This is a genomic window from Mucilaginibacter limnophilus (assembly GCF_004005815.1).
GTDB lineage: Bacteria > Bacteroidota > Bacteroidia > Sphingobacteriales > Sphingobacteriaceae > Mucilaginibacter > Mucilaginibacter limnophilus.
Genome location: NZ_SACK01000002.1, coordinates 892,276 through 912,471 on the forward strand (window position 1 = coordinate 892,276; position 20,196 = coordinate 912,471).

Below are 20,196 nucleotides of genomic sequence, written 5' to 3' on the forward strand. Positions count from 1 at the left end.
ATGTTGATTAAATTTATCACGTTTATTAAGTGAGTGGTTAATATAAATCTGGTTACCACTCACTCAATTAACTATTCACTATCTGCTAATTTCCAGAATTTCAAATTCAATTTTACCTGCAGGAACGGTTATTTCAGTTTTTTCGCCAACCTGTTTGCCTAATAAGCCTTTAGCTATTGGTGAAGAAACAGATATTTTTCCGGCCTTAAGATCCGCTTCTGTTTCAGATACCAGCTGGTAGCTCATTACCGCGCCGTTCTTGGTGTTTTTGATTTTAACGGTTGATAGGGCCAGCACTTTTGAAGTATCCAGTTTTGATTCATCAAGCAAGCGTGCATGTGCAAGCGTATCTTCCAGTTTAGCTATCTTAGTTTCGTGGTGACCCTGCGCTTCTTTGGCGGCATCGTATTCCGCATTTTCTGATAGATCACCTTTATCACGGGCTTCGGCTATCGCTTTTGCGATGTTAGCACGGCCTGTTGTTTTTAAGTATTGTAATTCTTCCTTTAATTTTTCTAAACCATCTTTGGTGTAGTATGAAACCTCTGCCATAACGCACTATGTTTTTGTAAGACTTTTGTTTTCAATTGTTCAATAGCCGTCAAAAAAAACCGCCCTTCCTTTTTAACAAGAAGGACGTGACGACTTTAAAAACAAACAAGACTATGAGAACCGTAGCCGCATAGTCTTGTTTTGATATAAAACGAAGATAAGAGAATTAAATTTTATAATCCAAATTTATTTGGTCGATAGTCCATAGTCGATGGTGATAAATAATTCGGCTATGGGCTATAGACCATCGTCTATGGTCAAAAAGCCACCGGCAACTTCTCCGCCAGCACTTCGCTTATTTTTCGGTACGATTCAAATGTCCAGCCGGCAACGTGGGGGGTAAGCAGCACTTTTCCTGATCGTTTCAGGTCTTCAAACCACTCCTGTTCGGCAAGGGCAGGAAACTTCTCTACTTCAAGTACGTCAAGTCCGGCGGCTATGATTTTTCCTTTACCAATGGCATCAAGCACAGTCCGCACTTTCGCTGTTTTTCCCCGGGATGTATTAATAAAAAAGATAGGCTTTTTAAAGTGGAACAGATATTCCTCGTCAACCAGGTGCTGCGTTTCATGGGTAAGCGGTACATGCAGGCTAAGCACATCGCTATGTTTAACAATCTCTTCCATGCTCACTTCGCGTGCATATTGGTCGCTAAAGCCGGTTTTGTACTTATCATAGGCTATAACGTTTACCTCAAAGCCGCTTAACTTGCGTGCGAAGCTTTGGCCCATGTGGCCGTAACCAATAATGCCTACGGTTTTTCCTTTAAGCTCATAACCGCGATTTTCTTCGCGCAGCCACTTGCCATCGCGTATCTCGGCATCGGCAGTGTTAAATTTGTTGATCAGCGCAAGCAGCAATCCTACAGCGTGTTCGCCTACGGCATCGGCGTTACCTTCGGGCGCGTTATATATTGTGAGGCCCTTTTGAGCGGCATAATCACCGTCGATGTTGTCGATACCGGCGCCTGCCCGGGCAATGAATCTCAGGCTAACGGCAGCGTCTATAACCGTTTTATCTACCTCAAATTTTGAGCGTATAGCTAATCCGTGGTAATCGCCTATCACCTGCATGGCGTCGGTAAGAGTAAACTGCGGACGGTAATCGCATACATAACCTTTAGCTTCGGCACCCTGGATAAATGCCGGGTGCAGGTCGTCGACAATGAGAATTTTGTTGTTCACAATAGAAATATTTAAAGCGTAAAGGTATTAAGTAAGCTTAATATTTATTTTTCTTTGGATGCTGTCGATTGTCCCAGAAAGTAAGCAGTATGATTTGGTGATTACGAACTAAATAGAAAAGCGAATTTTGTTTGCCGATAACCGCTTTGCGTATTTGTTTTGTTGACGAGGGTTTGAATAGGTAAGGTTGTTGAGTGATGTTTTTTATGAGAATGTTTACGCGCTTAACAAAGTGATTTACTTCGCGGTCTGTCCAGTTTTTTTGAAGATATAAAAGTATCTTTGAATAAGATTTTTCGGCTTCAGCCGACCATATGACATCAAATGCCATACTTACTTTTCATTTCTTTTATTACCTCCTCGTGGCTACGCACATTGCCTTTTTCAACGTCTTCAAGGGCTTGTTCAATGCTGTCCTTCACAGCCTCAGGCAAGTCGTCATAAAAATCATAATCGTGGTGTAACACCGCCTTTATTTCGTTCAGCGTTTGCTCATCCTCTACTTCGAGTAAAAGTTTTACCAGTTCAATTTTTTCTGCTTGCAGGTCCATATTCAAATATACCTAAAATTTATTTATGCCATACTAACAGCCGCTATCTCTGGCACGTAAATGGATTGTAATTAGATGAAATGAAAGCACTTAAAAAGATCAGCACAAACATAAAGCAGCAGGCCGACAGGCTTGCGCACGAAGGGTTTAAACAAATATTTAGCCGTATCGATCAACTTGGCGTTAAAAAGGGCGTTGATAAGCTTGGGCTTGATAAATTTATTGAGCAATGCGCTTATATGGCTGCAGGCTCAGGTGCACTATCCGGTACCGGCGGATTGATCACCATGATGGCCGGCATGCCTGTAGATGTGGCCAACCTGATCACTCAGCAGTTCAGGGTAACTATGGCGGTGATGTATTATACTAAAGGAAATTATAAGATAAACTTTAATGAGTTTATGTCGGTAGTGGCTGCGTCAATGAAGGTAGAGGCCGGTGTTGCTGTTGCCAAAACCGCTATGGAGGCCGTAGCCGAAAAGATCATGCTGAAGTTTGGCGCGCGTGCCGCCCAAAGGCTGGTTCCGGTGGTTGGTGCAGTGATAGGCGGTACGGCCAATTATTTGTTCATTAAACGCATGGCAGCTTCGGTTAAGGAATTGAACGGTTATACGAAAGAAGCGATAGTAATCCAGCCAAGTTGATTACCTGCTTGCAGATATGTTATTGGTTAGCTGAACAAAATCATTCACCGTTAACCGCTCTGCCCGAAGTTCAAGCATCGGCTCGTCGGTTAGTTTTTCTTTGTTGATGAGTGATGACAGCGCGTTCCGCAAAGTTTTTCTTCGCTGGTTAAAGCCGGCCTTTACCACCTGCCAAAACAGTTTTTCGTCACAACCTAACTCGGTGACCTCGTTACGGGTAAGACGTATCACGGCAGATAATACCTTGGGCGGTGGATTAAACACGCCTGCTTTCACCGTAAACAAATACTCAACCTTATAATAAGACTGCAAGAACACACTGAGTATACCATATTCTTTGCTTCCTGCTTTTGCAGTACAGCGTTCGGCTACTTCTTTTTGGAACATACCTACTACTTCGCTTACCTGCTGCCTGTTGTCAAGTATCTTAAAAAGTATCTGCGAGGAGATGTTATAAGGAAAATTGCCAATCACAGCTATCGGCCCGGCGAAGGTTGCGGCAAAGTCCAGTTCCAGAAAATCGGCGTTAATCAGCCGGCTGCCAAGTTGCGGGTATTTCTTTTGAAGAAACTCGTAAGATTCGGTGTCGATATCTATCAAAAAAGTTTCGTAATCAGTCTTCTGCAATAAAAAGTCAGACAGGATACCCATGCCCGGACCAACCTCTAAAACCTGCTTATAGCCCTTCTCCGGATGAAGGGCATCAACAATTTTAGCGGCGATATTTTTATCCGTTAAAAAATGCTGCCCTAAATGTTTTTTCGCCCTTACTAATGACATGTGCTGTTAATTATTGAGCAAATTAAGTCATATTTGTGTTTTAATCAGGAAGTTTAATCCTAAAAATCTTTTATTTGCAAATTGTCTGGACTTGAATTTGTTGAATTTGAGAATTTTCAGAATAGGTTTAGATAGCTAAGAAAGTTTAAATCAGAGAAAAGTCGAATTATAATCGGTGTAATCGAGAATAGAATCCGCGTAATCACAAAATATAATGAGCGATAAAATTAAAGTTGGTATTAGCATAGGCGACGTAAACGGGATAGGGCTTGAGGTAATTATAAAAACACTGTCTGAAAGCAAGGTATATGATTATTGTACGCCTGTGGTTTACGGGCATACCAAGGTTGCTTCGTTTTACCGCCGCTTAAGCAATGCCAGCGAGTTCAATTTTAATGTGATCGATCATCCTTCAAACGCACACCACCGCAAGCCCAACATGATTAACTGCTGGGAGGAAGATGTAAAGCTTGAACCGGGTGTGGTGAATGCCACGGGCGGCAAATACGCACTGATATCGCTTGAGCGCGCTACAAACGATCTGCTGGCCGGCGAGCTTGACGCGCTGGTTACCGCGCCTATTAATAAAGACAATATCCAAAGCGAGACATTTAATTTCCCCGGGCATACCGAGTACCTGCAGCAGCGCGATGGCGCGCTCGATTCACTGATGTTTATGGTGAGTGATAATATCCGTGTAGGGGTGGTTACCGGGCATATACCGGTTTCCCAGGTGTCGCAAAGCATCTCCAAAGAAAAAATTCATACCAAGCTAAAATTAATGGATGCCAGCCTTCGCAACGATTTCTGGATACGCAGACCAAAAATTGCCGTGCTTGGCCTCAACCCACATGCAGGCGATAACGGGTTAATTGGTAAAGAAGAAATAGAAGTAATTAACCCGGCTATTGAAGAGGCGCGTGCAAACGATATACTGGCTTTTGGCCCGTACTCGGCCGACGGTTTTTTTTCCAGCGGCACTTACCGTCAGTTCGACGCAGTATTGGCTATGTACCACGACCAGGGACTTATTCCTTTTAAACAACTGGCTTTTGAAGATGGCGTAAACTTTACCGCCGGCCTCAGCTTTGTGCGCACCTCACCCGATCATGGTACCGCTTACGATATCGCCGGAAAAAACAAGGCATCTGATGTATCTTTCCGCGAAGCGTTGTTTGCGGCTTTACGGATAGTACGGAATCGCCGCGAAAATGTTGAGTTGAATGAAAATCCGCTGGTGTTTACCAAATTGAGCAGGGACAGGGATTAATGGAATTGGTGAGTAGTGATTAGGTGAATGGTTGATTAAGTAAGATATTCATCCTGGTAGCGATGGGTTTGAAACCCATCGCTATATTAAAACCCCTTGTTATCGGGAAAATACACCAGAACCACTCACCTAATCAACATAATAAACCACTCACTTCCCAAATTAAAAAAACACTTTACACATAACGGAATTTTCCCTACATTTGCGGGCTAATTGTTGCTCATTGAAATCGCTTAGAAAATATTCTATTCCGTTTACGGGGCTTGCGCTCGGGAAGCATGATTTTGACTTCGAGGTAAACAATTCTTTTTTTGAAGAATTTGAATACTCGCTGGTTAAAAAAGCCGACCTGAAATGCACTGTTAAGCTGGAAAAACAGGAGACAATGCTTATCCTGAATTTCCATATCACAGGCAGCATAAAGCTAACCTGCGATAAATGCCTTGCTGAATATCCTGAAACGGTGGATATAAGCGAGCAGCAGATAGCCAAGTTTAGTGACGAGGAAATAGATGAAGACGACGAAATTATCACCTTGGGTAAAAACGATCATGAGATCGATATCTCGGGGTTGATATATGAATATATAAACGTTGCGGTGCCATTTATAGCATCGTGCGGAAACGAGGGAAACACCTCATACTGTGATAAAGATATGCTTGCCAAGCTTAACAGCCTGACAGGCGATGATGAAGGAAACGATGACGCACCCGACCCGCGTTGGGATGCGCTGAAGAACATTAAGTAATATTTATTTAGGAAGTTATGCCAAATCCAAAAAGAAAATTCTCGAAATCAAGAAGAGATAAACGCCGTACGCATTATAAAGCAGAAGCGCCAACTTTAACTACTTGCCAAACTACCGGCGCGGTGCACCTGCCGCACAGGGCTTACACTGTTGACGGTAACGTTTACTACAACGGTAAATTACTGATTGAGAAAACAGCAGTAGCATAAGTTTAATTTTCAATTAATGAAGATTGGCTTAGATATTATGGGCGGAGATTACGCCCCTAAAGCAGCAGTTTTAGGAGCTATTGAAGCCTGTAAGGTGCTATCTCCAAACCAAAAGCTGGTGCTTATTGGCGACAGGGACATAGCCGAAGATATACTAAAGCAAAACAATGCCGACCAGGCCTGCTTTGAGTTTGTACACACAACCGAAGTGATAGGCATGGGTGAGCATCCTACTAAAGCCATTGTACAAAAGCCTAACTCAAGCATAAGCCTTGGCTTTAAAATGCTTAAAGAAGGCCAGCTGCAGGCATTTTCATCGGCAGGCAACACTGGCGCCATGCTGGTGGGCGGCATGTTCAGCGTTAAAACCATACCCGGCGTTGTGCGTCCGGCCATGACAACCATTGTACCCAAACTGAAAGGCGGTTTGGGTATTTTGTTGGATGTAGGCGCTAATGCCGATTGTAAGCCCGACAACCTGCTGCAATTTGGTATTTTGGGCAGTTTGCTGGCCGAAAGCGTGTACAATATTCAAACGCCACGTGTGGCGCTGATGAACATTGGCGAGGAAGAAGAAAAGGGCAACCTGCTTACACAGGCCACCTACCCGCTGATGAAAGATACTAACCTGTTAAATTTTGTGGGCAATATTGAGGGTCGCGACTTATTTAGCGATGGCTTTGATGTTGCCGTGTGCGATGGTTTTACAGGAAATGTAATATTAAAGCTCGCCGAGTCGTTTTATGTTATTACGCTTAAAAAAGGCTTTAAAGACGAGTTTCTGGATAAGTTTAATTACGAGCAATACGGCGGCAGCCCCATACTTGGCCTAAACGCCCCTGTTGTGGTAGGGCACGGCATATCCAATCCCGAAGCCATAAAAAACATGGTGCTGCTGGCAAAAAATATGGTTGAAAGCAACCTTATTGAAAAAATAAAGCAGGCATTTCATTAATCCCCCTCTTAAAAAAGAAGATGAGTAAAATTCACGCTGCCATTACTGCCGTTGGAGGTTACGTACCTGAGTATGTTTTAACCAACCAGGAACTGGAAACCATGGTTGATACCAACGACGAATGGATAACCACCCGTACCGGCATTAAAGAACGCAGGATATTAAAAGGCGAGGGCCTGGCAACGTCGGACCTTGCTGTACCGGCCGTAATAGAGCTGCTGCAAAAGCGCGGCATCGGTGCCGAAGAAATTGATCTGATTATATTTTGTACTACTACACCCGATCTGCCTTTCCCGGCAACGGCATGTATTTTGGCCGATAAAGTAGGCGCTAAAAATGCCTGGGCATGGGATCTTCAGGCAGCCTGCTCGGGCTTTATATTTGGTTTAACAACCGGCGCCCAGTTCATTGAATCAGGCAAACATAAAAAAGTATTGGTTATCGGCGCCGATAAAATGTCGGCCATGATTGATTATACCGATCGTGCTACCTGTATTATTTTTGGTGATGGCTGTGGCTGTGCTTTGCTTGAGCCTAATGAAGAAGGCGAAGGCGTACTTGATTCAATACTGAAAAGCGATGGTTCGGGCATACCTTTTCTGCACCAGAAAGCAGGCGGCAGCTTAAAACCGGCAAGCCACGCTACTATTGATGCACGTGAACACTATGCTTACCAGGAAGGCCAGGCAGTATTTAAATTTGCCGTAACCAATATGGCCGATGTTGCTGCCGAAGTAATGGAGCGCAACAATCTGACATCAAAAGATATTGCATGGCTGGTACCACACCAGGCCAACAAACGTATTATTGATGCTACCGCCAACCGCTGCGGTGTAACCTCAGATAAGGTTGTGGTAAACATTGAGCGTTACGGCAATACTACCAACGCTACCATACCACTTTGCTTGTGGGAGTGGGAAAACAAGTTTAAAAAAGGCGACAACATTATACTGGCTGCTTTTGGCGGCGGATTTACATGGGGTTCGGTATACGTTAAATGGGCTTATTGATCAGCCTGTTACGCCGAACATTATTAAATGTTAAATGTTGATTAATAATTGCCTGCATATCTGCATATTTGTAGGCTTTTAAAAGCAAATAGAAAATTTTAGACCATTACTTTAACAAAGTAACCTATTAACACCTCATATGGATATTAAACAGATACAGGATCTTATCCGCTTCGTTTCGAAAGCAGGCGTAAACGAAGTTTCAATTGAGCAGGAAAACTTCAAAATCACAATAAAAACCAACCAGGCGCCAACTATAGTAAACGCTACTATACCTACGCCGCAGGCTGTTTCAGCCGCGCCGGCTCCTGTTGCAATACCACAGGTTGCCGAGCAGGCAACCGCTTCCGCACCGGCTGCAGCTTCAGCTCCTGAAACGTCAAACTATATCACCATCAAATCACCAATGATCGGTACTTTCTACCGTTCGGCAGGCCCCGAAAAACCGGTATTTGCTAACGTAGGTGACGAAATTAAACCGGGTACTGTACTTTGCATTGTAGAAGCCATGAAATTGTTTAACGAGATCGAGTCTGAAGTATCAGGCCGTATTGTTAAGGTATTGGTTGACAATGCTTCGCCGGTTGAATACGATCAGCCGCTGTTCCTGGTTGAACCGGTATAAATGTGCAAATGAGTATATGCAGATGTGCGAATGTTCGTCTGCCCGCTGATTTGTTAATTGTTTAATTATGTGTTGAATGCTGATATGCGATACGCAAAGAAATTCATCTGCACATCTGCACATCTGAAATCTGCACATCACATTTAAATTATGTTTAAAAAAATATTAATAGCTAACCGTGGTGAAATTGCCTTGCGTATTATTCGTACCTGTAAGGAAATGGGCATTAAAACCGTAGCTGTATATTCAACTGCCGACCGCGAGAGTTTGCACGTGCGTTTTGCCGACGAGGCTGTTTGTATCGGTCCGCCGCCAAGTAAAGATTCATACCTGAATATCCCGAACATTATTTCGGCGGCCGAAGTAACCAATGCCGACGCGATACACCCGGGCTATGGTTTCCTATCAGAAAACGCTAAGTTCTCAGCAATTTGTGCCGATTACGGCATCAAATTTATAGGCGCCACTGCCGACCAGATTAACGCCATGGGCGATAAATCATCGGCTAAAGAAACTATGAAAAAAGCCGGCGTACCAACTATTCCGGGTTCTGAAGGTTTGCTTTCTTCAGTAAAAGAAGGTATCGCAATAGCGAAAAAAATTGGCTACCCGGTTATACTGAAAGCAACTGCCGGTGGCGGTGGCCGTGGTATGCGTGTAGTTTGGAGCGACGAAGAATTTGAACCCGCCTGGGATTCTGCACGTGCCGAATCGGGTGCAGCTTTCGGCAACGATGGTATGTACCTTGAAAAATATGTTCAGGACCCGCGCCATATTGAAATACAGGTAGTAGGTGATCAGTACGGCAAGGTTTCGCACCTTTCTGAGCGCGACTGCTCTATACAACGCCGTCACCAAAAACTGGTTGAAGAAGCGCCATCGCCGTTCATGACCGAAAAGCTGCGTAAAAAAATGGGTGATGCTGCCGTCAAAGGCGCAAAGGCTGTAAGATACGAAGGCGCCGGTACCATTGAGTTTTTGGTTGATAAAGACCGCAACTTCTACTTTATGGAGATGAACACCCGTATACAGGTAGAACATCCGGTTACCGAAGAGGTGATCAACTTCGACCTGATAAAAGAGCAGATTAAAGTTGCAGCAGGTATACCAATTTCAGGGAAAAACTACGAGCCAACAATGCACGCCATTGAGTGTCGTATAAATGCTGAAGACCCTTTTAACAATTTCCGTCCGTCGCCGGGCAGGATAACCAACTTCCACTCGCCGGGTGGCCATGGTGTAAGGGTTGATACGCACGTGTACTCGGGCTATACCATTCCGCCGAACTATGATTCGATGATAGCCAAGGTGATTTGTGTAGCGCAAACCCGCGACGAGGCGCTTAGCACTATGGAGCGCGCGCTTAGCGAGTTTGTTATTGAAGGCATTAAAACCACTATACCTTTCCACCTTAAATTGCTGAAAGACCCTAACTTCAGGGCGGGTAATTTTACCACCAAGTTTATGGAAAGCTTTGAAATGGTTGAAAGCGAAGTAACAGGAATATAAAAACCCACATATTAAAATAATACGTAAATACCCCTGCCCGTTTAAGCAAGGGTATTTTACTTTAAAACATGAGCGATAATAAACTTGTAAAGGCCATCAAAGAAAAAGGCAAGAACCTTGAGGCCGAAATGTCGTTTTTTGATCATATCGAGGCATTGCGCTGGCATCTTATCAGGGCAAGTATCGGTATTGTTGCTTTTAGTATTTTGGCGTTTATATTTTACGATTTTGTGTTTGATACGGTGATTATGGGGCCGCGGAAACCCGACTTTTTCACTTACCGGATGCTGTGCAAGATAGGCCATTGGCTTAACCGCCCGGGTTTTTGTATCGATAAGATTCCCGGAAAGATCATCAACACCGAGATGGCCGGGCAGTTCACCCTGCAGATCAATTCGGCGCTCATCATTGGCATTACGCTGGGTTTTCCGTACCTGCTTTTCGAGATATGGAAATTTGTTAAGCCTGCCCTTCACGAAAGTGAACGCAAGGCTGCAAGCGGCTTTGTGATGTATGCTTCGCTGCTGTTTATACTGGGTATTCTGTTTGGCTATTATGTGGTTACGCCCGAATCTATTTCGTTTTTATCAACCTACCAAGTAAGTGCTGATATTGAAAATAATTTTACAATTGATTCGTACCTGTCATCGGTAGCAACGCTTACGTTGGCTACAGGAATCGTGTTCGAGCTGCCGATATTGGTATACATCCTGTCTAACCTGGGTATCTTGACAGCCAAAACAATGCGTTCAGGCAGAAGGTACGCCATTGTAGGTATCATGATTATAGCCGCGGTGATTACGCCAACACCTGATATTTTAACCATGACGGTAGTTTGTATCCCGCTGTTCCTGCTGTACGAGGTGGGTATCATTGTAGCAGGTGTGGTTGAGCGTCGCAGAAAAAAACGTGAGGAAGCTGCCGCCTGATAGGTGTATAAGCGTGATAAACCAATATCACCTTTCTGTAAATACAACAATAACTTTACTAACGCTTTAATTAATTATTGATAATTTTATCAACCATGAAACAAGGTCTTAAAATAGCTATAGGCGCCGATCACGCGGGGTTCGATTTGAAAGAAGCTTTGAAGCCTATACTTGAAGGCGCGGAAATAAAAGATTACGGGACTTATTCGACAGAATCAGCCGATTACCCTGACTTTGCTCACCCGGTAGCCAGCGCGGTAGAAAACGGTGAAGCTGATTTTGGTATTCTGATTTGCGGTACTGCTAACGGTGTGGCTATTACCGCCAATAAGCACCAGGGCATACGCGCGGCTTTATGCTGGAAGCCTGAGGTAGCCGAGCCTGCACGCAGCCATAACAACGCGAACGTGATTTGCTTACCGGCAAGGCATGTAACGGTTGAAGAAGCGAAAGAGATACTCGACGTGTTTTTTAACACCGAATTTGAAGGCGGCAGGCATGCCCGCAGGGTCGATAAAATTTCCTGCTAACAAAAGCGTTTAATTTTTTGATCCCGTTTTAAGGACGCGGGATCTTTATTAATATAAACTGACAAACATTAATGAAAAAACTACCCCTGTTGTTTTTGGCGGTAGCTGCGGCTTCGTGCAGCTATGCGCAAAAAAATCCTGCTGCGGTTAAATATGCGCAGTACATCAGCGTTGACGACGCGAAAAAACACCTTACCATTTTAGCATCTGATGCATTTGAAGGCCGTGAAACCGGCAAGCCAGGCGCCGATAAAGCAGCCAAATACATTGCCGGCGAGTTTAAAAAGCTTGGCTTGCAGGCTCCGGTAAAAGGCTCATACTTTTTAGATGTGCCTTTAACAGAGAACGCTTTTAAAATAAGCAACTTTACCGCAGGCGGACAAACCTTTACCAATGGTAAAGATTTTTATTCGGTTACACCGGCACCGGCAAAAACCATCAACGCAAACGAGATTGTTTTTGTAGGCTACGGCATAAGTGATGAGAAATACGACGATCTGAAAGGCATCGATATCACCGGTAAAGTAGTATTGGTTATAAACGAGGGCGAGCCTACCAAGGCAGGCGTATCATTATTAACCGGTACGGCTACCAAATCACAATGGAGCATTAGCCGCGGTAAACGTACCCAGTTTCTTCAAAGCAAAAACCCTGCGTTGATCTTATCAACCAGCTCGTTGATTGCCGGTAACATTCAGCGCTTCGGCAGTAGCATTATGGCGCCTCGTTTAACCATAAAAGCTGATCAGGCAGCTCCTGTTAATACCAAGCCTGTTATTGTTAGCATCACTGCCGACATGGCTAACCAACTGCTTAAAAACACAGGTAAAACCTATACGCAGTTAAAAGCTGAGATCGACTCTACCAGCGCGCCAAAAACGCAAACAATCAAAACTGATATCAACGTATCATACGCTACCGAAAACAAGGATGTTAAAGCGGTTGACGTGTTAGGCTTTCTGCCGGGCAGCGATCCGAAGCTGAAAAACGAGGTGCTGGTGATTTCGGCGCATTACGATCATATTGGTATAGAGCCTGAAGGTCAGGGTAAAAATGGCGACCGTATAAACAACGGCGCTGATGACGATGGTTCGGGCACTACAGGTGTACTTGAAATTGCACGCGCATTTACAATGGCTAAAAAAGCAGGTAAAGGCCCTAAACGCAGCATTTTGTTCCTGGGTAACGTAGGCGAGGAGAAAGGTTTGTTGGGTTCTGAATATTACTCAGATCATCCTGTATTTCCGCTGGCAAATACCATTACCGACCTTAACATTGATATGATCGGTCGTGTTGACCCTGCTCATAAAGATAATCCTAATTATTGCTACCTGATAGGATCGGACAAGTTGAGTACCACGCTGCACAAAATAAGCGAACAGGCAAACGCTACTTATACCAACCTGACTATCGATTATAAGTACAATGATCCAAACGATCCTGAACGGATTTATTACCGTTCAGACCACTATAACTTTGCTAAACATAATATTCCGATTATTTTTTACTTTAACGGCGTGCACGAAGATTACCACGGTGTTGACGACGAAGTAGAAAAAATTGACTTCCCGATGCTGGTTAAACGCGCCCAACTGGTTTACTATACCGCCTGGGAGCTTGCCAACCGCGCGGAGCGCCCGGTTGTTGACGTGAAAAATGATATGCCGGCTGATAAATAGCCCACCCAACCCTCCCAAAGGAGGGCTTAAAGAAAGTCGTCTCTACTGGGGAGGATTTAGGAGGGATAATTGTTGAAAACTAATAAAGGGATGGGTGCGAACTCATCCCTTTAATTTTTTGTTAAATATCCTAAATTAGCCGCATGGGTAACATTGCCGAAGAGTTTTTGATAGCCGCTGAGGATAAGGCATTTGATATGAGCCATCGTAACATTATCAATAGCAGTATTGGTAAGTACGATTTGGCCACGGAAGCAAGCATTCCACGTTTTTTTAACCTGGAGCACGCTAAGCGCAAGGCGCATGTTGTCAAGTGGCGTATGATGGAGAATCTCGACAAAATTTTGCCAGAGTTTGAGGCCAATTTCCAGCGTCGCGGTGGTAAGGTTATTTGGGCTAATGACGCCGACGAAGCCAACCGCGAGATACTTAATATTCTTCAGAAAGCCAGTGCTAAAACCGTTGTTAAATCGAAATCAATGGCGACTGAAGAAATTCATTTAAATGAGTTTCTGGAAAAGAACGGAATAGAAAGTTTGGAGACCGACCTCGGCGAGTATATCATTCAGCTTTTGGGGCAGGCGCCTTACCACATTGTAACGCCGGCCATGCATCTGTCGACACTGGAAATAGCTAAGCTGTTCAACGAGAAATTCGGCACCCCACTGGACGCTACACCCGAGCAGCTTACGCTGAAAGCAAGGGAAGTACTGCGCGAAAAATATCTGCAGGCAGATGCAGGGATTACCGGCGCCAACTTTTTAATTGCCGATACCGGCAGCATTGCCATTACCGAAAATGAAGGCAACGCGCGCTTAACTACATCGTTCCCTAAGATACATATCGCTGTTGCAGGTATTGAGAAGATCATCCCATCAATGGCTGATCTTGATCTGTTTTGGCCGCTGCTGGCTTCGCATGGCACGGGTCAGAATCTTACCGTGTATAACACCATTTTAAATGGTCCGCGGCAGCCCGGCGAAACTGACGGTCCGGAAGAAATGTACCTGATACTGCTTGATAACGGCCGCACCAATCTGCTGGCGCAAAAAGAACAGCGCCAGGGTTTGTACTGTATCCGCTGCGGCGCGTGTTTAAACGTATGCCCGGTTTATCAAAACATAGGCGGGCATAGCTACAACACCACTTACAGCGGACCTATCGGCTCTATCATAACGCCGCATATGAAGGGTATGGAAGAGTTTAAACACCTCAGCTACGCGTCAACCCTGTGCGGTAAATGTACTGAGGTATGCCCGGTGAAGATTGATATACATAAAATGCTGCTGCTTAATCGCCGCGACGCTGTACAAGAAGACTTATCGCCCAAAGTTGAAAAGTGGAGCTGGGCCATGTGGAAAAAGGCTATGCTTAGCCGTAAGTTCACCGACTTTTTAGGCGGCAAATGGAAAAATATGCTTATGAAATTCGCGTTTAAAAAAAGCTGGGGCAAGCGCCGTGAGTTGCCTCATGTGGCCGAAAAATCGTTCAGTAAACAATGGCAGGAACGCCAGAAAGGAGAGCCCGATGCGTAAAGTAATACTGAATGTAGCTGTAAGCCTTGACGGCTTTATTGAAGGGCCCAATGGTGAATACGACTGGTGTTTTACCGACGACGATTACGGTATGACGGCGTTTATTGAGAATACCGATGCCATTTTTATCGGCAGGAAAAGCTATGAGCTGATAGCCAATGAAACGCACGAGTGGTACAATAAAAAAACGTATGTATTTACCGATACGCTTGATACCGTCAAGCCAAACGCGGAAATAGTGCGCGGCGCCGATTTAGTTTCAAAGGTAGAAGCGATTCTTAATGAACCCGGTAAGAGCATATGGCTTTTTGGCGGTGCGAGCCTGGTATCTGCGATGCTTAAGCATAATTATATTCACGAGCTGATGCTATCGGTACACCCCATTGTTTTAGGCGCCGGTAAACCATTGTTTGAAGATCTGAAAGAAAGGTTGCCTTTAACCCTTACAAACAGCATAACCTTTAGCAGTGGTTTGGTGCAGTTGTATTATAAAGTTTGATACTTTCTAAACACTTGTCATTTTGAGGAGATTGTCTGAACCACTGATTTTTGTGATTTTTTGATTACGCTGATTTTTTAGATACTCAATTCGTCGTCCCGAACTTGTTTCGGGATCTCTCAGGACAATTCGATTGCTTAGCTTAGCATGAGGGATGCTGAAACAAGTTCAGCATGACAGCGTAGGATTAATTGCTTGCGGTCACGAAAAAAGAGCCACACAATCGCTTAATACAAACTTAAAAAGGATGCGGCATCGTAATGCCGGATGGGCAGAGGCATTGCTTTGGCAGTAACACTGGCCGGGAGTGCGCAGCCGCGAGGTTTCTTTTTGGTTACTTTTTCTTTTCCGGCAAAAGAAAAAGTAACATCCACTAACGCACAATATGGCGCAAAGCCATTGCTAACGAAGCACTGTAGCCCCATCTGACAACGTTGCAGCAATGCAATCCTGAACAAACCCTTTCCAATGGAGAGGGAGCAGTGACAGTGAATTAATCAGTATCGTAAATGGGTGAGGCAGCTTATGCACCGTGCTTCAGTGCAACTGAAGCACGGTGTTGACGGTGTTGACGGTGTTGACGGTGTTGACGGTGTTGACGGTGTTGACGGTGTTGACGGTGTTGACTCTGTTGACGTCAACACTTATACTATTAATGATAATTACCGAAACCGAACTCTTTGTAAGTGTTAGGCAGATCGTTCGCGCTGCTGAACGCGAAAGTATATGAAGCCCACCAGGTTTCCAGTTCGTCATTCTTGCCACCTGGTGTATATAGCGAGCGGATCAGGTAAATCCCTTCACGACTAAGTTTGAAATATACCTGTCCTTTTTCGTCGGTGTTAAGCTTTTCAGGGTAAACGCTGCCACGAGTAGTTTTTACATACAGCACTACCGGTGCCGATACAAGCGGTTTGCCTTTATGGTAAAGTACAGCGGTCACGTCGTCACCATAGTTCATTTTGTATGGATTGTTTTTCAGTACGATTTCCAGTTCATCGCCCAAAACCTGGCTATACGCGTCACCTGAAGGCTTGTCAACCCTAACCAGCGTTTTAAGAAAGTTATGGCGGGTTTCGGTCACCATGTCGGCGTTCATATCCTTTATGTTTTGCGAAATGGTGGTTTGGCCTTCATGCTCGAAGTACTGTGCTACATCGTAGCTGTCGGCTTCCTGGGTGGCTGTCTGAGTGCAATGTAGCATGGCAAGGCCCTGGTTAGCCATTTCATAGTTATTGACCGCTATGGCAGTATCGCTTATTGAAGCAGTAAGCGGGATTTTTTTCGACCCTTCATACAGCGCGAACTCAGCATTTTTTGAACGCGGCCCCTGGTAGCCATCCTCGTTTGTTTGCAAGCCTGTAAAAAGTTTAATACTTAGTTTATCGCCCTTATGCAGATAGAAATTTTCGGCAAGTAAAAAGCTTCCGCTGCTTGCGGCTACAGAAACAGCTACAATAAAAGCAGCTAAGATGGGCAGGAACACACGTTTCATGGGCGTATTAATTAGATCATTCAAACATACAAAGTTTTGAAAACTTCGTTAGCTTAGGCACATGATTTTCGACAGTAAAAATCTTAATGATGACACTTTATTGGCATTCTACAAGCGCCTGCTGCTGCCGCGGATGGTAGAAGAAAAAATGCTCATACTGTTGCGTCAGGGGCGTATTGGTAAGTGGTTTTCAGGAATAGGGCAGGAGGCTATAGCCGTGGGCAGCACACTGGCAATGCAGCCTGACGAGTACATCCTGCCCATGCATCGTAATCTGGGAGTTTTTACTACACGCGATATACCGCTGTGGAAACTGATGGCGCAATGGCAGGGCAAGGCTACCGGTTTTACTAAGGGTCGCGACCGCTCGTTCCATTTCGGGTCGCAGGAACATAAGATCATCGGGATGATATCACACCTCGGTCCGCAAATGGCGCTGGCTGATGGTATCGCGTTAGCGGATAAATTAAGCGGCCGCAAAAAAGCCACACTGGTTTTTACGGGAGAAGGCGCTACCAGTGAAGGCGATTTTCATGAAGCCATAAACGTTGCCGCGGTATGGGATTTGCCTGTGATCTTCCTGATAGAGAACAATGGCTACGGCTTATCTACACCTACACGGGAGCAATATCGCTGCCGCCGTTTGGTTGACCGTGCAATAGGCTACGGCATTGAAGGCAGGCGAATTGATGGCAATAACCTGCTTGATGTGTATCATAACATTAATGAAGTAGCGCATGACATTCGCCAGCGCCCGCGACCTGTGTTGCTGGAGTGCGTTACCTTCAGGATACGAGGGCACGAGGAAGCGTCGGGCACGAAATACGTACCGCAGCGATTGTTAGATGAGTGGAAGCAAAAGGATCCGATAGAAAATTTTGAGCAATACCTGATAAACGGGGCGTATTGCAGCAGAGTACCATCAATGGTTTGCGTGCAGGATTTGCTAAAGATATTGAAACTGAAATTGAAAAAGCGTTTGCCCAACCGGATACAGTGCCTGATATAGAAACTGAATTAAAGGATGTATACAAGCCGCATCATTTTATACCGACTGTTACAGAAAGTAGTTCTGAGAAACGGTATATCGACGCCATTAGTGACGGCTTGCGGAAAGCTATGCAGCGTTACCCAAATTTAGTATTGATGGGGCAGGATATTGCCGAGTACGGAGGCGCGTTTAAAATTACACAGGGCTTTGTAGACGAGTTTGGGAAAGAGCGCGTGCGTAACACGCCAATCTGTGAATCAGCTATTGTAGGGGCAGGTATGGGGCTTGCACTAAACGGCTACAAAGCGCTGGTTGAAATGCAGTTTGCTGATTTTGTGAGTTCGGGCTTTACGCAGGTGGTAAATAATCTGGCCAAAAACTATTACCGCTGGGGCCAGCCTGTAGATGTAGTGATACGCATGCCTGCTGGCGGCGGCACCGGTGCGGGGCCGTTCCACTCGCAAAGCAACGAGGCCTGGTTTACCAAAACACCCGGTTTAAAAGTGATTTATCCCGCTTTTCCGGCCGATGCAAAGGGTCTGTTACTGGCAGCAATTGACGACCCGAACCCCGTAATGTATTTTGAGCATAAATACCTGTACCGCAACATCAGCGGAAGCGTACCTGATGGCTATTATACCGTTGAAATAGGCAAGGCTAATATTATTCAGCAAGGTACGCAAGCCAGTATTATTACCTACGGATGGGGCGTGCACTGGGCAATGGAGTACGCGGCGAAACATCCTGAACAATCAATTGAGATTATTGACCTGCGCACGCTGCAACCCTGGGACAAGCAAACGGTAGAAATAAGCGTAAAGAAAACCGGCCGGGTGCTGATACTTCATGAAGATACCCTTATAAGCGGTTTCGGAGGCGAAATTGCCGCGTATATAGCCGAACATTGCTTCAGCTACCTCGATGCGCCGGTAATGCGCTGCGCGAGTTTAGATACACCTATCCCCATGAACAAAGCGCTTGAAGACCAGTTTATGGCGAAAAACCGGGTGGAAAAAATGATGGAAAAGCTGCTGATGTATTGATTAACCCGCCTTGTCACCCGCTTGTAAACAAGCTTAACTCAAACATCTGCATGGCTATTATTTCGTATATTTAAGTAAAAGGATAGGGCAGATGTCAAATAAAGGAAAAATAATTAGAGGATTTATTGTTGCAGTTATGATGGGCTTTTTCCTGTCGTGTACGCAACCCGACGCTAAGAAACAAAGCAATCCTGTAAAACAAAAAACAACACAGCATAATTATAAAAACATGAAATATAACGAACTGACACCCGAAGAAGAAAGGGTAATACTATACAAAGGTACTGAAAGGCCATTCACCGGCTCGTTGCTTAATAACAAGGCTAAAGGCCTTTACGTGTGCAAACGTTGCGACGCGCCGTTGTACCGCTCGGAAGATAAGTTTGAAAGCCATTGCGGCTGGCCAAGTTTTGATGATGAAATTCAGGGTGCAATACGCCGCGAAACCGATGCTGACGGCCGCCGCACAGAGATACTTTGCGCTAATTGCGGGGCACACTTGGGACATGTGTTTGAAGGTGAGCACTTAACCGATAAAAATGTCCGCCACTGCGTGAATTCTGTCTCAATGAAATTTGTGCCGCTGGAGAAATAATTTTGTAATTTTTAACGTGACGTTGGTGCCTCGCCTGAATGATAGGCATCACGTAGAAGCATGTCTTGCGTCAAAGGATTTTCATGAGTTGATAAATAGTTTTGAATTATTGATTCAACTTAAATATCATTATGAAAACTCTACGATTATCCTTTATTGGCATGCTGCTTTTAACAGGCTTTACAGGTTTTGCTCAACAAAAAAACGAATGGCACGTACGCTTGCGCGGTATTGGCATACTGCCGCAGGAAAGCGCGGAAATAGGCGTAATAGGTGGCGACGCTAAGATAAGCAACACTGTAGTCCCTGAACTTGATTTCACCTATTTTTTCGCCAACAACTTCTCGGCCGAACTTATACTGGGTATATCAAGGCATAGCGTAAAAACTACCGGTTCAAACCTAACGCCAATTGGCGGCCCTGCATCTGCCGATGTTGATTTGGGTAAGGTATGGCTGTTGCCGCCAACCTTAACACTACAATACCATCTGCCGCTGGCCAAATGCGTTCGCCCATATATTGGTGCGGGTATTAATTACACCATTTTTTACAATGCCGATGAGGGTAAAACCGTAAAAAATGTTGATTACGCAAACAAATTTGCCTTTGCAGGTCAGTTGGGCGTAGATATCGACCTGAGTCAAAAGTTTTTCCTGAATATCGACATCAAGAAAATATTTCTCGATACCGATGTTACTGTCGACGCATCCAATTTGACACCGGCTTCTAACCCGCAGCTGTCATCAGTATTAAAAAGTATTCCGGCCGATGTAAAAATAAGGCCTTTAGTAATAGGTTTTGGCATAGGCTACAGGCTGTAGGTATCTATAATAGCTATTATGTCGCCCGAAAGCGTGAACGCA

25 protein-coding genes are annotated in these 20,196 nt (G+C 44.8%); 19 read left to right on the plus strand and 6 right to left on the minus strand.

Going from position 1 to position 20,196, the window contains the following annotated elements; translation table 11 throughout:
* Window positions 1-78: 78 nt before the first annotated feature.
* The 4 genes from greA to EOD41_RS08525 all read right to left on the minus strand — a co-directional run bounded on the left by greA (window position 79) and on the right by EOD41_RS08525 (window position 2,287).
* Window positions 79-552 (minus strand): transcription elongation factor GreA, encoded by a 474-nt coding sequence (gene greA, locus EOD41_RS08510; RefSeq protein WP_127704350.1) that lies wholly within the window; start codon window positions 550-552, stop codon window positions 79-81.
* 257 nt (window positions 553-809) lie between these two features.
* Window positions 810-1,736 (minus strand): NAD(P)-dependent oxidoreductase, encoded by a 927-nt coding sequence (locus tag EOD41_RS08515; RefSeq protein WP_127704351.1) that lies wholly within the window; start codon window positions 1,734-1,736, stop codon window positions 810-812.
* A 37-nt stretch (window positions 1,737-1,773) separates the two neighbouring features.
* The gene (locus EOD41_RS21235) at window positions 1,774-2,067 is read right to left on the minus strand and encodes a type II toxin-antitoxin system RelE/ParE family toxin (protein ID WP_127704352.1); all 294 of its coding nucleotides are present in this window, start codon (window positions 2,065-2,067) and stop codon (window positions 1,774-1,776) included.
* Window positions 2,057-2,287, minus strand: a complete 231-nt coding sequence (locus EOD41_RS08525) for a hypothetical protein (protein WP_127704353.1) — start codon at window positions 2,285-2,287, stop codon at window positions 2,057-2,059. The genes EOD41_RS21235 and EOD41_RS08525 overlap by 11 nt, the downstream gene beginning before the upstream one ends.
* 80 nt (window positions 2,288-2,367) lie before the next feature.
* On the opposite strand from EOD41_RS08525, the gene EOD41_RS08530 reads away from it, so the two are divergent.
* A complete protein-coding gene (locus EOD41_RS08530; RefSeq protein ID WP_127704354.1) occupies window positions 2,368-2,931 on the plus strand; it encodes a hypothetical protein in 564 nt (187 codons plus the stop codon).
* Here EOD41_RS08530 and rsmA read toward each other — a convergent pair whose 3' ends face one another.
* Window positions 2,932-3,711 carry a 16S rRNA (adenine(1518)-N(6)/adenine(1519)-N(6))-dimethyltransferase RsmA gene (gene rsmA, locus EOD41_RS08535; RefSeq protein WP_127704355.1) on the minus strand — a complete coding sequence of 260 codons (780 nt, stop codon included), beginning with the start codon at window positions 3,709-3,711 and terminating at the stop codon, window positions 2,932-2,934. It lies immediately after the preceding gene.
* 214 nt (window positions 3,712-3,925) lie between these two features.
* On the opposite strand from rsmA, the gene pdxA reads away from it, so the two are divergent.
* From pdxA to EOD41_RS20695, 14 genes are all read left to right on the plus strand, one after another.
* Entirely contained in the window at window positions 3,926-4,981 is a 1,056-nt protein-coding gene (pdxA, locus tag EOD41_RS08540) for a 4-hydroxythreonine-4-phosphate dehydrogenase PdxA (RefSeq protein WP_127704356.1), read from the plus strand.
* Window positions 4,982-5,204: 223 nt separating this feature from the next.
* Window positions 5,205-5,729, plus strand: coding sequence for a YceD family protein (locus EOD41_RS08545; protein WP_127704357.1), 525 nt, complete (start codon window positions 5,205-5,207; stop codon window positions 5,727-5,729).
* Between the two features lie 17 nt (window positions 5,730-5,746).
* A complete protein-coding gene (rpmF, locus tag EOD41_RS08550) occupies window positions 5,747-5,938 on the plus strand; it encodes a 50S ribosomal protein L32 (protein WP_127704358.1) in 192 nt (63 codons plus the stop codon).
* 16 nt (window positions 5,939-5,954) lie between these two features.
* Window positions 5,955-6,893 (plus strand): phosphate acyltransferase PlsX, encoded by a 939-nt coding sequence (gene plsX, locus EOD41_RS08555; protein WP_127704359.1) that lies wholly within the window; start codon window positions 5,955-5,957, stop codon window positions 6,891-6,893.
* Between the two features lie 20 nt (window positions 6,894-6,913).
* Entirely contained in the window at window positions 6,914-7,903 is a 990-nt protein-coding gene (locus EOD41_RS08560) for a beta-ketoacyl-ACP synthase III (RefSeq protein WP_127704360.1), read from the plus strand.
* Between the two features lie 139 nt (window positions 7,904-8,042).
* Window positions 8,043-8,528, plus strand: a complete 486-nt coding sequence (accB, locus tag EOD41_RS08565) for an acetyl-CoA carboxylase biotin carboxyl carrier protein (protein ID WP_127704361.1) — start codon at window positions 8,043-8,045, stop codon at window positions 8,526-8,528.
* A 150-nt stretch (window positions 8,529-8,678) separates the two neighbouring features.
* Entirely contained in the window at window positions 8,679-10,037 is a 1,359-nt protein-coding gene (accC, locus tag EOD41_RS08570) for an acetyl-CoA carboxylase biotin carboxylase subunit (protein WP_127704362.1), read from the plus strand.
* A 68-nt stretch (window positions 10,038-10,105) separates the two neighbouring features.
* A complete protein-coding gene (gene tatC, locus EOD41_RS08575; RefSeq protein ID WP_127704363.1) occupies window positions 10,106-10,966 on the plus strand; it encodes a twin-arginine translocase subunit TatC in 861 nt (286 codons plus the stop codon).
* A 95-nt stretch (window positions 10,967-11,061) separates the two neighbouring features.
* Window positions 11,062-11,496 carry a ribose 5-phosphate isomerase B gene (rpiB, locus tag EOD41_RS08580; protein WP_127704364.1) on the plus strand — a complete coding sequence of 145 codons (435 nt, stop codon included), beginning with the start codon at window positions 11,062-11,064 and terminating at the stop codon, window positions 11,494-11,496.
* Window positions 11,497-11,567: 71 nt separating this feature from the next.
* Window positions 11,568-13,175, plus strand: coding sequence for a M28 family peptidase (locus EOD41_RS08585; RefSeq protein ID WP_127704365.1), 1,608 nt, complete (start codon window positions 11,568-11,570; stop codon window positions 13,173-13,175).
* A gap of 143 nt (window positions 13,176-13,318) precedes the next feature.
* Window positions 13,319-14,710, plus strand: a complete 1,392-nt coding sequence (locus EOD41_RS08590) for a LutB/LldF family L-lactate oxidation iron-sulfur protein (RefSeq protein WP_127704366.1) — start codon at window positions 13,319-13,321, stop codon at window positions 14,708-14,710.
* Entirely contained in the window at window positions 14,703-15,209 is a 507-nt protein-coding gene (locus tag EOD41_RS08595) for a dihydrofolate reductase family protein (protein ID WP_127704367.1), read from the plus strand. Before EOD41_RS08590 ends, EOD41_RS08595 begins: the two co-directional genes overlap by 8 nt.
* 154 nt (window positions 15,210-15,363) lie before the next feature.
* Window positions 15,364-15,504 (plus strand): hypothetical protein, encoded by a 141-nt coding sequence (locus EOD41_RS20690; protein ID WP_164849902.1) that lies wholly within the window; start codon window positions 15,364-15,366, stop codon window positions 15,502-15,504.
* 230 nt (window positions 15,505-15,734) lie between these two features.
* Window positions 15,735-15,902 carry a hypothetical protein gene (locus EOD41_RS20695; RefSeq protein WP_164849903.1) on the plus strand — a complete coding sequence of 56 codons (168 nt, stop codon included), beginning with the start codon at window positions 15,735-15,737 and terminating at the stop codon, window positions 15,900-15,902.
* On the opposite strand, the gene EOD41_RS08600 is transcribed toward EOD41_RS20695, so the two are convergent.
* Complete coding sequence (locus EOD41_RS08600; RefSeq protein ID WP_127704368.1) at window positions 15,862-16,704, minus strand: DUF4198 domain-containing protein; 843 nt, start codon at window positions 16,702-16,704, stop codon at window positions 15,862-15,864. The genes EOD41_RS20695 and EOD41_RS08600 overlap by 41 nt on opposite strands.
* A 61-nt stretch (window positions 16,705-16,765) precedes the next feature.
* Here EOD41_RS08600 and EOD41_RS21020 point away from each other — a divergent pair, with 61 nt between their 5' ends.
* The 4 genes from EOD41_RS21020 (at window position 16,766) to EOD41_RS08615 (ending at window position 20,154) form a co-directional block, all read left to right on the plus strand.
* On the plus strand, window positions 16,766-17,713 hold the full coding sequence (locus tag EOD41_RS21020; RefSeq protein ID WP_240663270.1) for a thiamine pyrophosphate-dependent dehydrogenase E1 component subunit alpha: 948 nt from the start codon (window positions 16,766-16,768) through the stop codon (window positions 17,711-17,713).
* Complete coding sequence (locus EOD41_RS21025; protein ID WP_240663273.1) at window positions 17,611-18,738, plus strand: alpha-ketoacid dehydrogenase subunit beta; 1,128 nt, start codon at window positions 17,611-17,613, stop codon at window positions 18,736-18,738. Before EOD41_RS21020 ends, EOD41_RS21025 begins: the two co-directional genes overlap by 103 nt.
* Before the next feature lie 91 nt (window positions 18,739-18,829).
* Window positions 18,830-19,333: a methionine-R-sulfoxide reductase gene (locus EOD41_RS08610; protein ID WP_240663275.1), complete on the plus strand. Its 504-nt coding sequence runs from the start codon at window positions 18,830-18,832 to the stop codon at window positions 19,331-19,333.
* A 131-nt stretch (window positions 19,334-19,464) separates the two neighbouring features.
* On the plus strand, window positions 19,465-20,154 hold the full coding sequence (locus EOD41_RS08615) for an OmpW/AlkL family protein (RefSeq protein ID WP_127704369.1): 690 nt from the start codon (window positions 19,465-19,467) through the stop codon (window positions 20,152-20,154).
* Window positions 20,155-20,196 lie beyond the last annotated feature (42 nt).

What these genes read in the sequence shown, in the direction of transcription:
- EOD41_RS08585 (WP_127704365.1), top strand. Translation starts at nt 11,568, where the DNA reads ATGAAAAAACTACCCCTGTTGTTTTTGGCGGTAGCTGCGGCTTCGTGC.
- EOD41_RS08560 (WP_127704360.1), top strand. Translation starts at nt 6,914, where the DNA reads ATGAGTAAAATTCACGCTGCCATTACTGCCGTTGGAGGTTACGTACCT.
- EOD41_RS08530 (WP_127704354.1), top strand. Translation starts at nt 2,368, where the DNA reads ATGAAAGCACTTAAAAAGATCAGCACAAACATAAAGCAGCAGGCCGAC.
- EOD41_RS08610 (WP_240663275.1), top strand. Translation starts at nt 18,830, where the DNA reads ATGTCAAATAAAGGAAAAATAATTAGAGGATTTATTGTTGCAGTTATG.
- rpmF (WP_127704358.1), top strand. Translation starts at nt 5,747, where the DNA reads ATGCCAAATCCAAAAAGAAAATTCTCGAAATCAAGAAGAGATAAACGC.
- EOD41_RS08525 (WP_127704353.1), bottom strand. Translation starts at nt 2,287, where the DNA reads ATGGACCTGCAAGCAGAAAAAATTGAACTGGTAAAACTTTTACTCGAA.
- EOD41_RS08600 (WP_127704368.1), bottom strand. Translation starts at nt 16,704, where the DNA reads ATGAAACGTGTGTTCCTGCCCATCTTAGCTGCTTTTATTGTAGCTGTT.
- EOD41_RS21235 (WP_127704352.1), bottom strand. Translation starts at nt 2,067, where the DNA reads ATGGCATTTGATGTCATATGGTCGGCTGAAGCCGAAAAATCTTATTCA.
- pdxA (WP_127704356.1), top strand. Translation starts at nt 3,926, where the DNA reads ATGAGCGATAAAATTAAAGTTGGTATTAGCATAGGCGACGTAAACGGG.
- rsmA (WP_127704355.1), bottom strand. Translation starts at nt 3,711, where the DNA reads ATGTCATTAGTAAGGGCGAAAAAACATTTAGGGCAGCATTTTTTAACG.
- greA (WP_127704350.1), bottom strand. Translation starts at nt 552, where the DNA reads ATGGCAGAGGTTTCATACTACACCAAAGATGGTTTAGAAAAATTAAAG.
- EOD41_RS08615 (WP_127704369.1), top strand. Translation starts at nt 19,465, where the DNA reads ATGAAAACTCTACGATTATCCTTTATTGGCATGCTGCTTTTAACAGGC.
- plsX (WP_127704359.1), top strand. Translation starts at nt 5,955, where the DNA reads ATGAAGATTGGCTTAGATATTATGGGCGGAGATTACGCCCCTAAAGCA.
- rpiB (WP_127704364.1), top strand. Translation starts at nt 11,062, where the DNA reads ATGAAACAAGGTCTTAAAATAGCTATAGGCGCCGATCACGCGGGGTTC.
- EOD41_RS20690 (WP_164849902.1), top strand. Translation starts at nt 15,364, where the DNA reads ATGCTGAAACAAGTTCAGCATGACAGCGTAGGATTAATTGCTTGCGGT.
- EOD41_RS08590 (WP_127704366.1), top strand. Translation starts at nt 13,319, where the DNA reads ATGGGTAACATTGCCGAAGAGTTTTTGATAGCCGCTGAGGATAAGGCA.
- EOD41_RS21020 (WP_240663270.1), top strand. Translation starts at nt 16,766, where the DNA reads ATGATTTTCGACAGTAAAAATCTTAATGATGACACTTTATTGGCATTC.
- accC (WP_127704362.1), top strand. Translation starts at nt 8,679, where the DNA reads ATGTTTAAAAAAATATTAATAGCTAACCGTGGTGAAATTGCCTTGCGT.
- EOD41_RS08595 (WP_127704367.1), top strand. Translation starts at nt 14,703, where the DNA reads ATGCGTAAAGTAATACTGAATGTAGCTGTAAGCCTTGACGGCTTTATT.
- accB (WP_127704361.1), top strand. Translation starts at nt 8,043, where the DNA reads ATGGATATTAAACAGATACAGGATCTTATCCGCTTCGTTTCGAAAGCA.
- EOD41_RS20695 (WP_164849903.1), top strand. Translation starts at nt 15,735, where the DNA reads ATGCACCGTGCTTCAGTGCAACTGAAGCACGGTGTTGACGGTGTTGAC.
- tatC (WP_127704363.1), top strand. Translation starts at nt 10,106, where the DNA reads ATGAGCGATAATAAACTTGTAAAGGCCATCAAAGAAAAAGGCAAGAAC.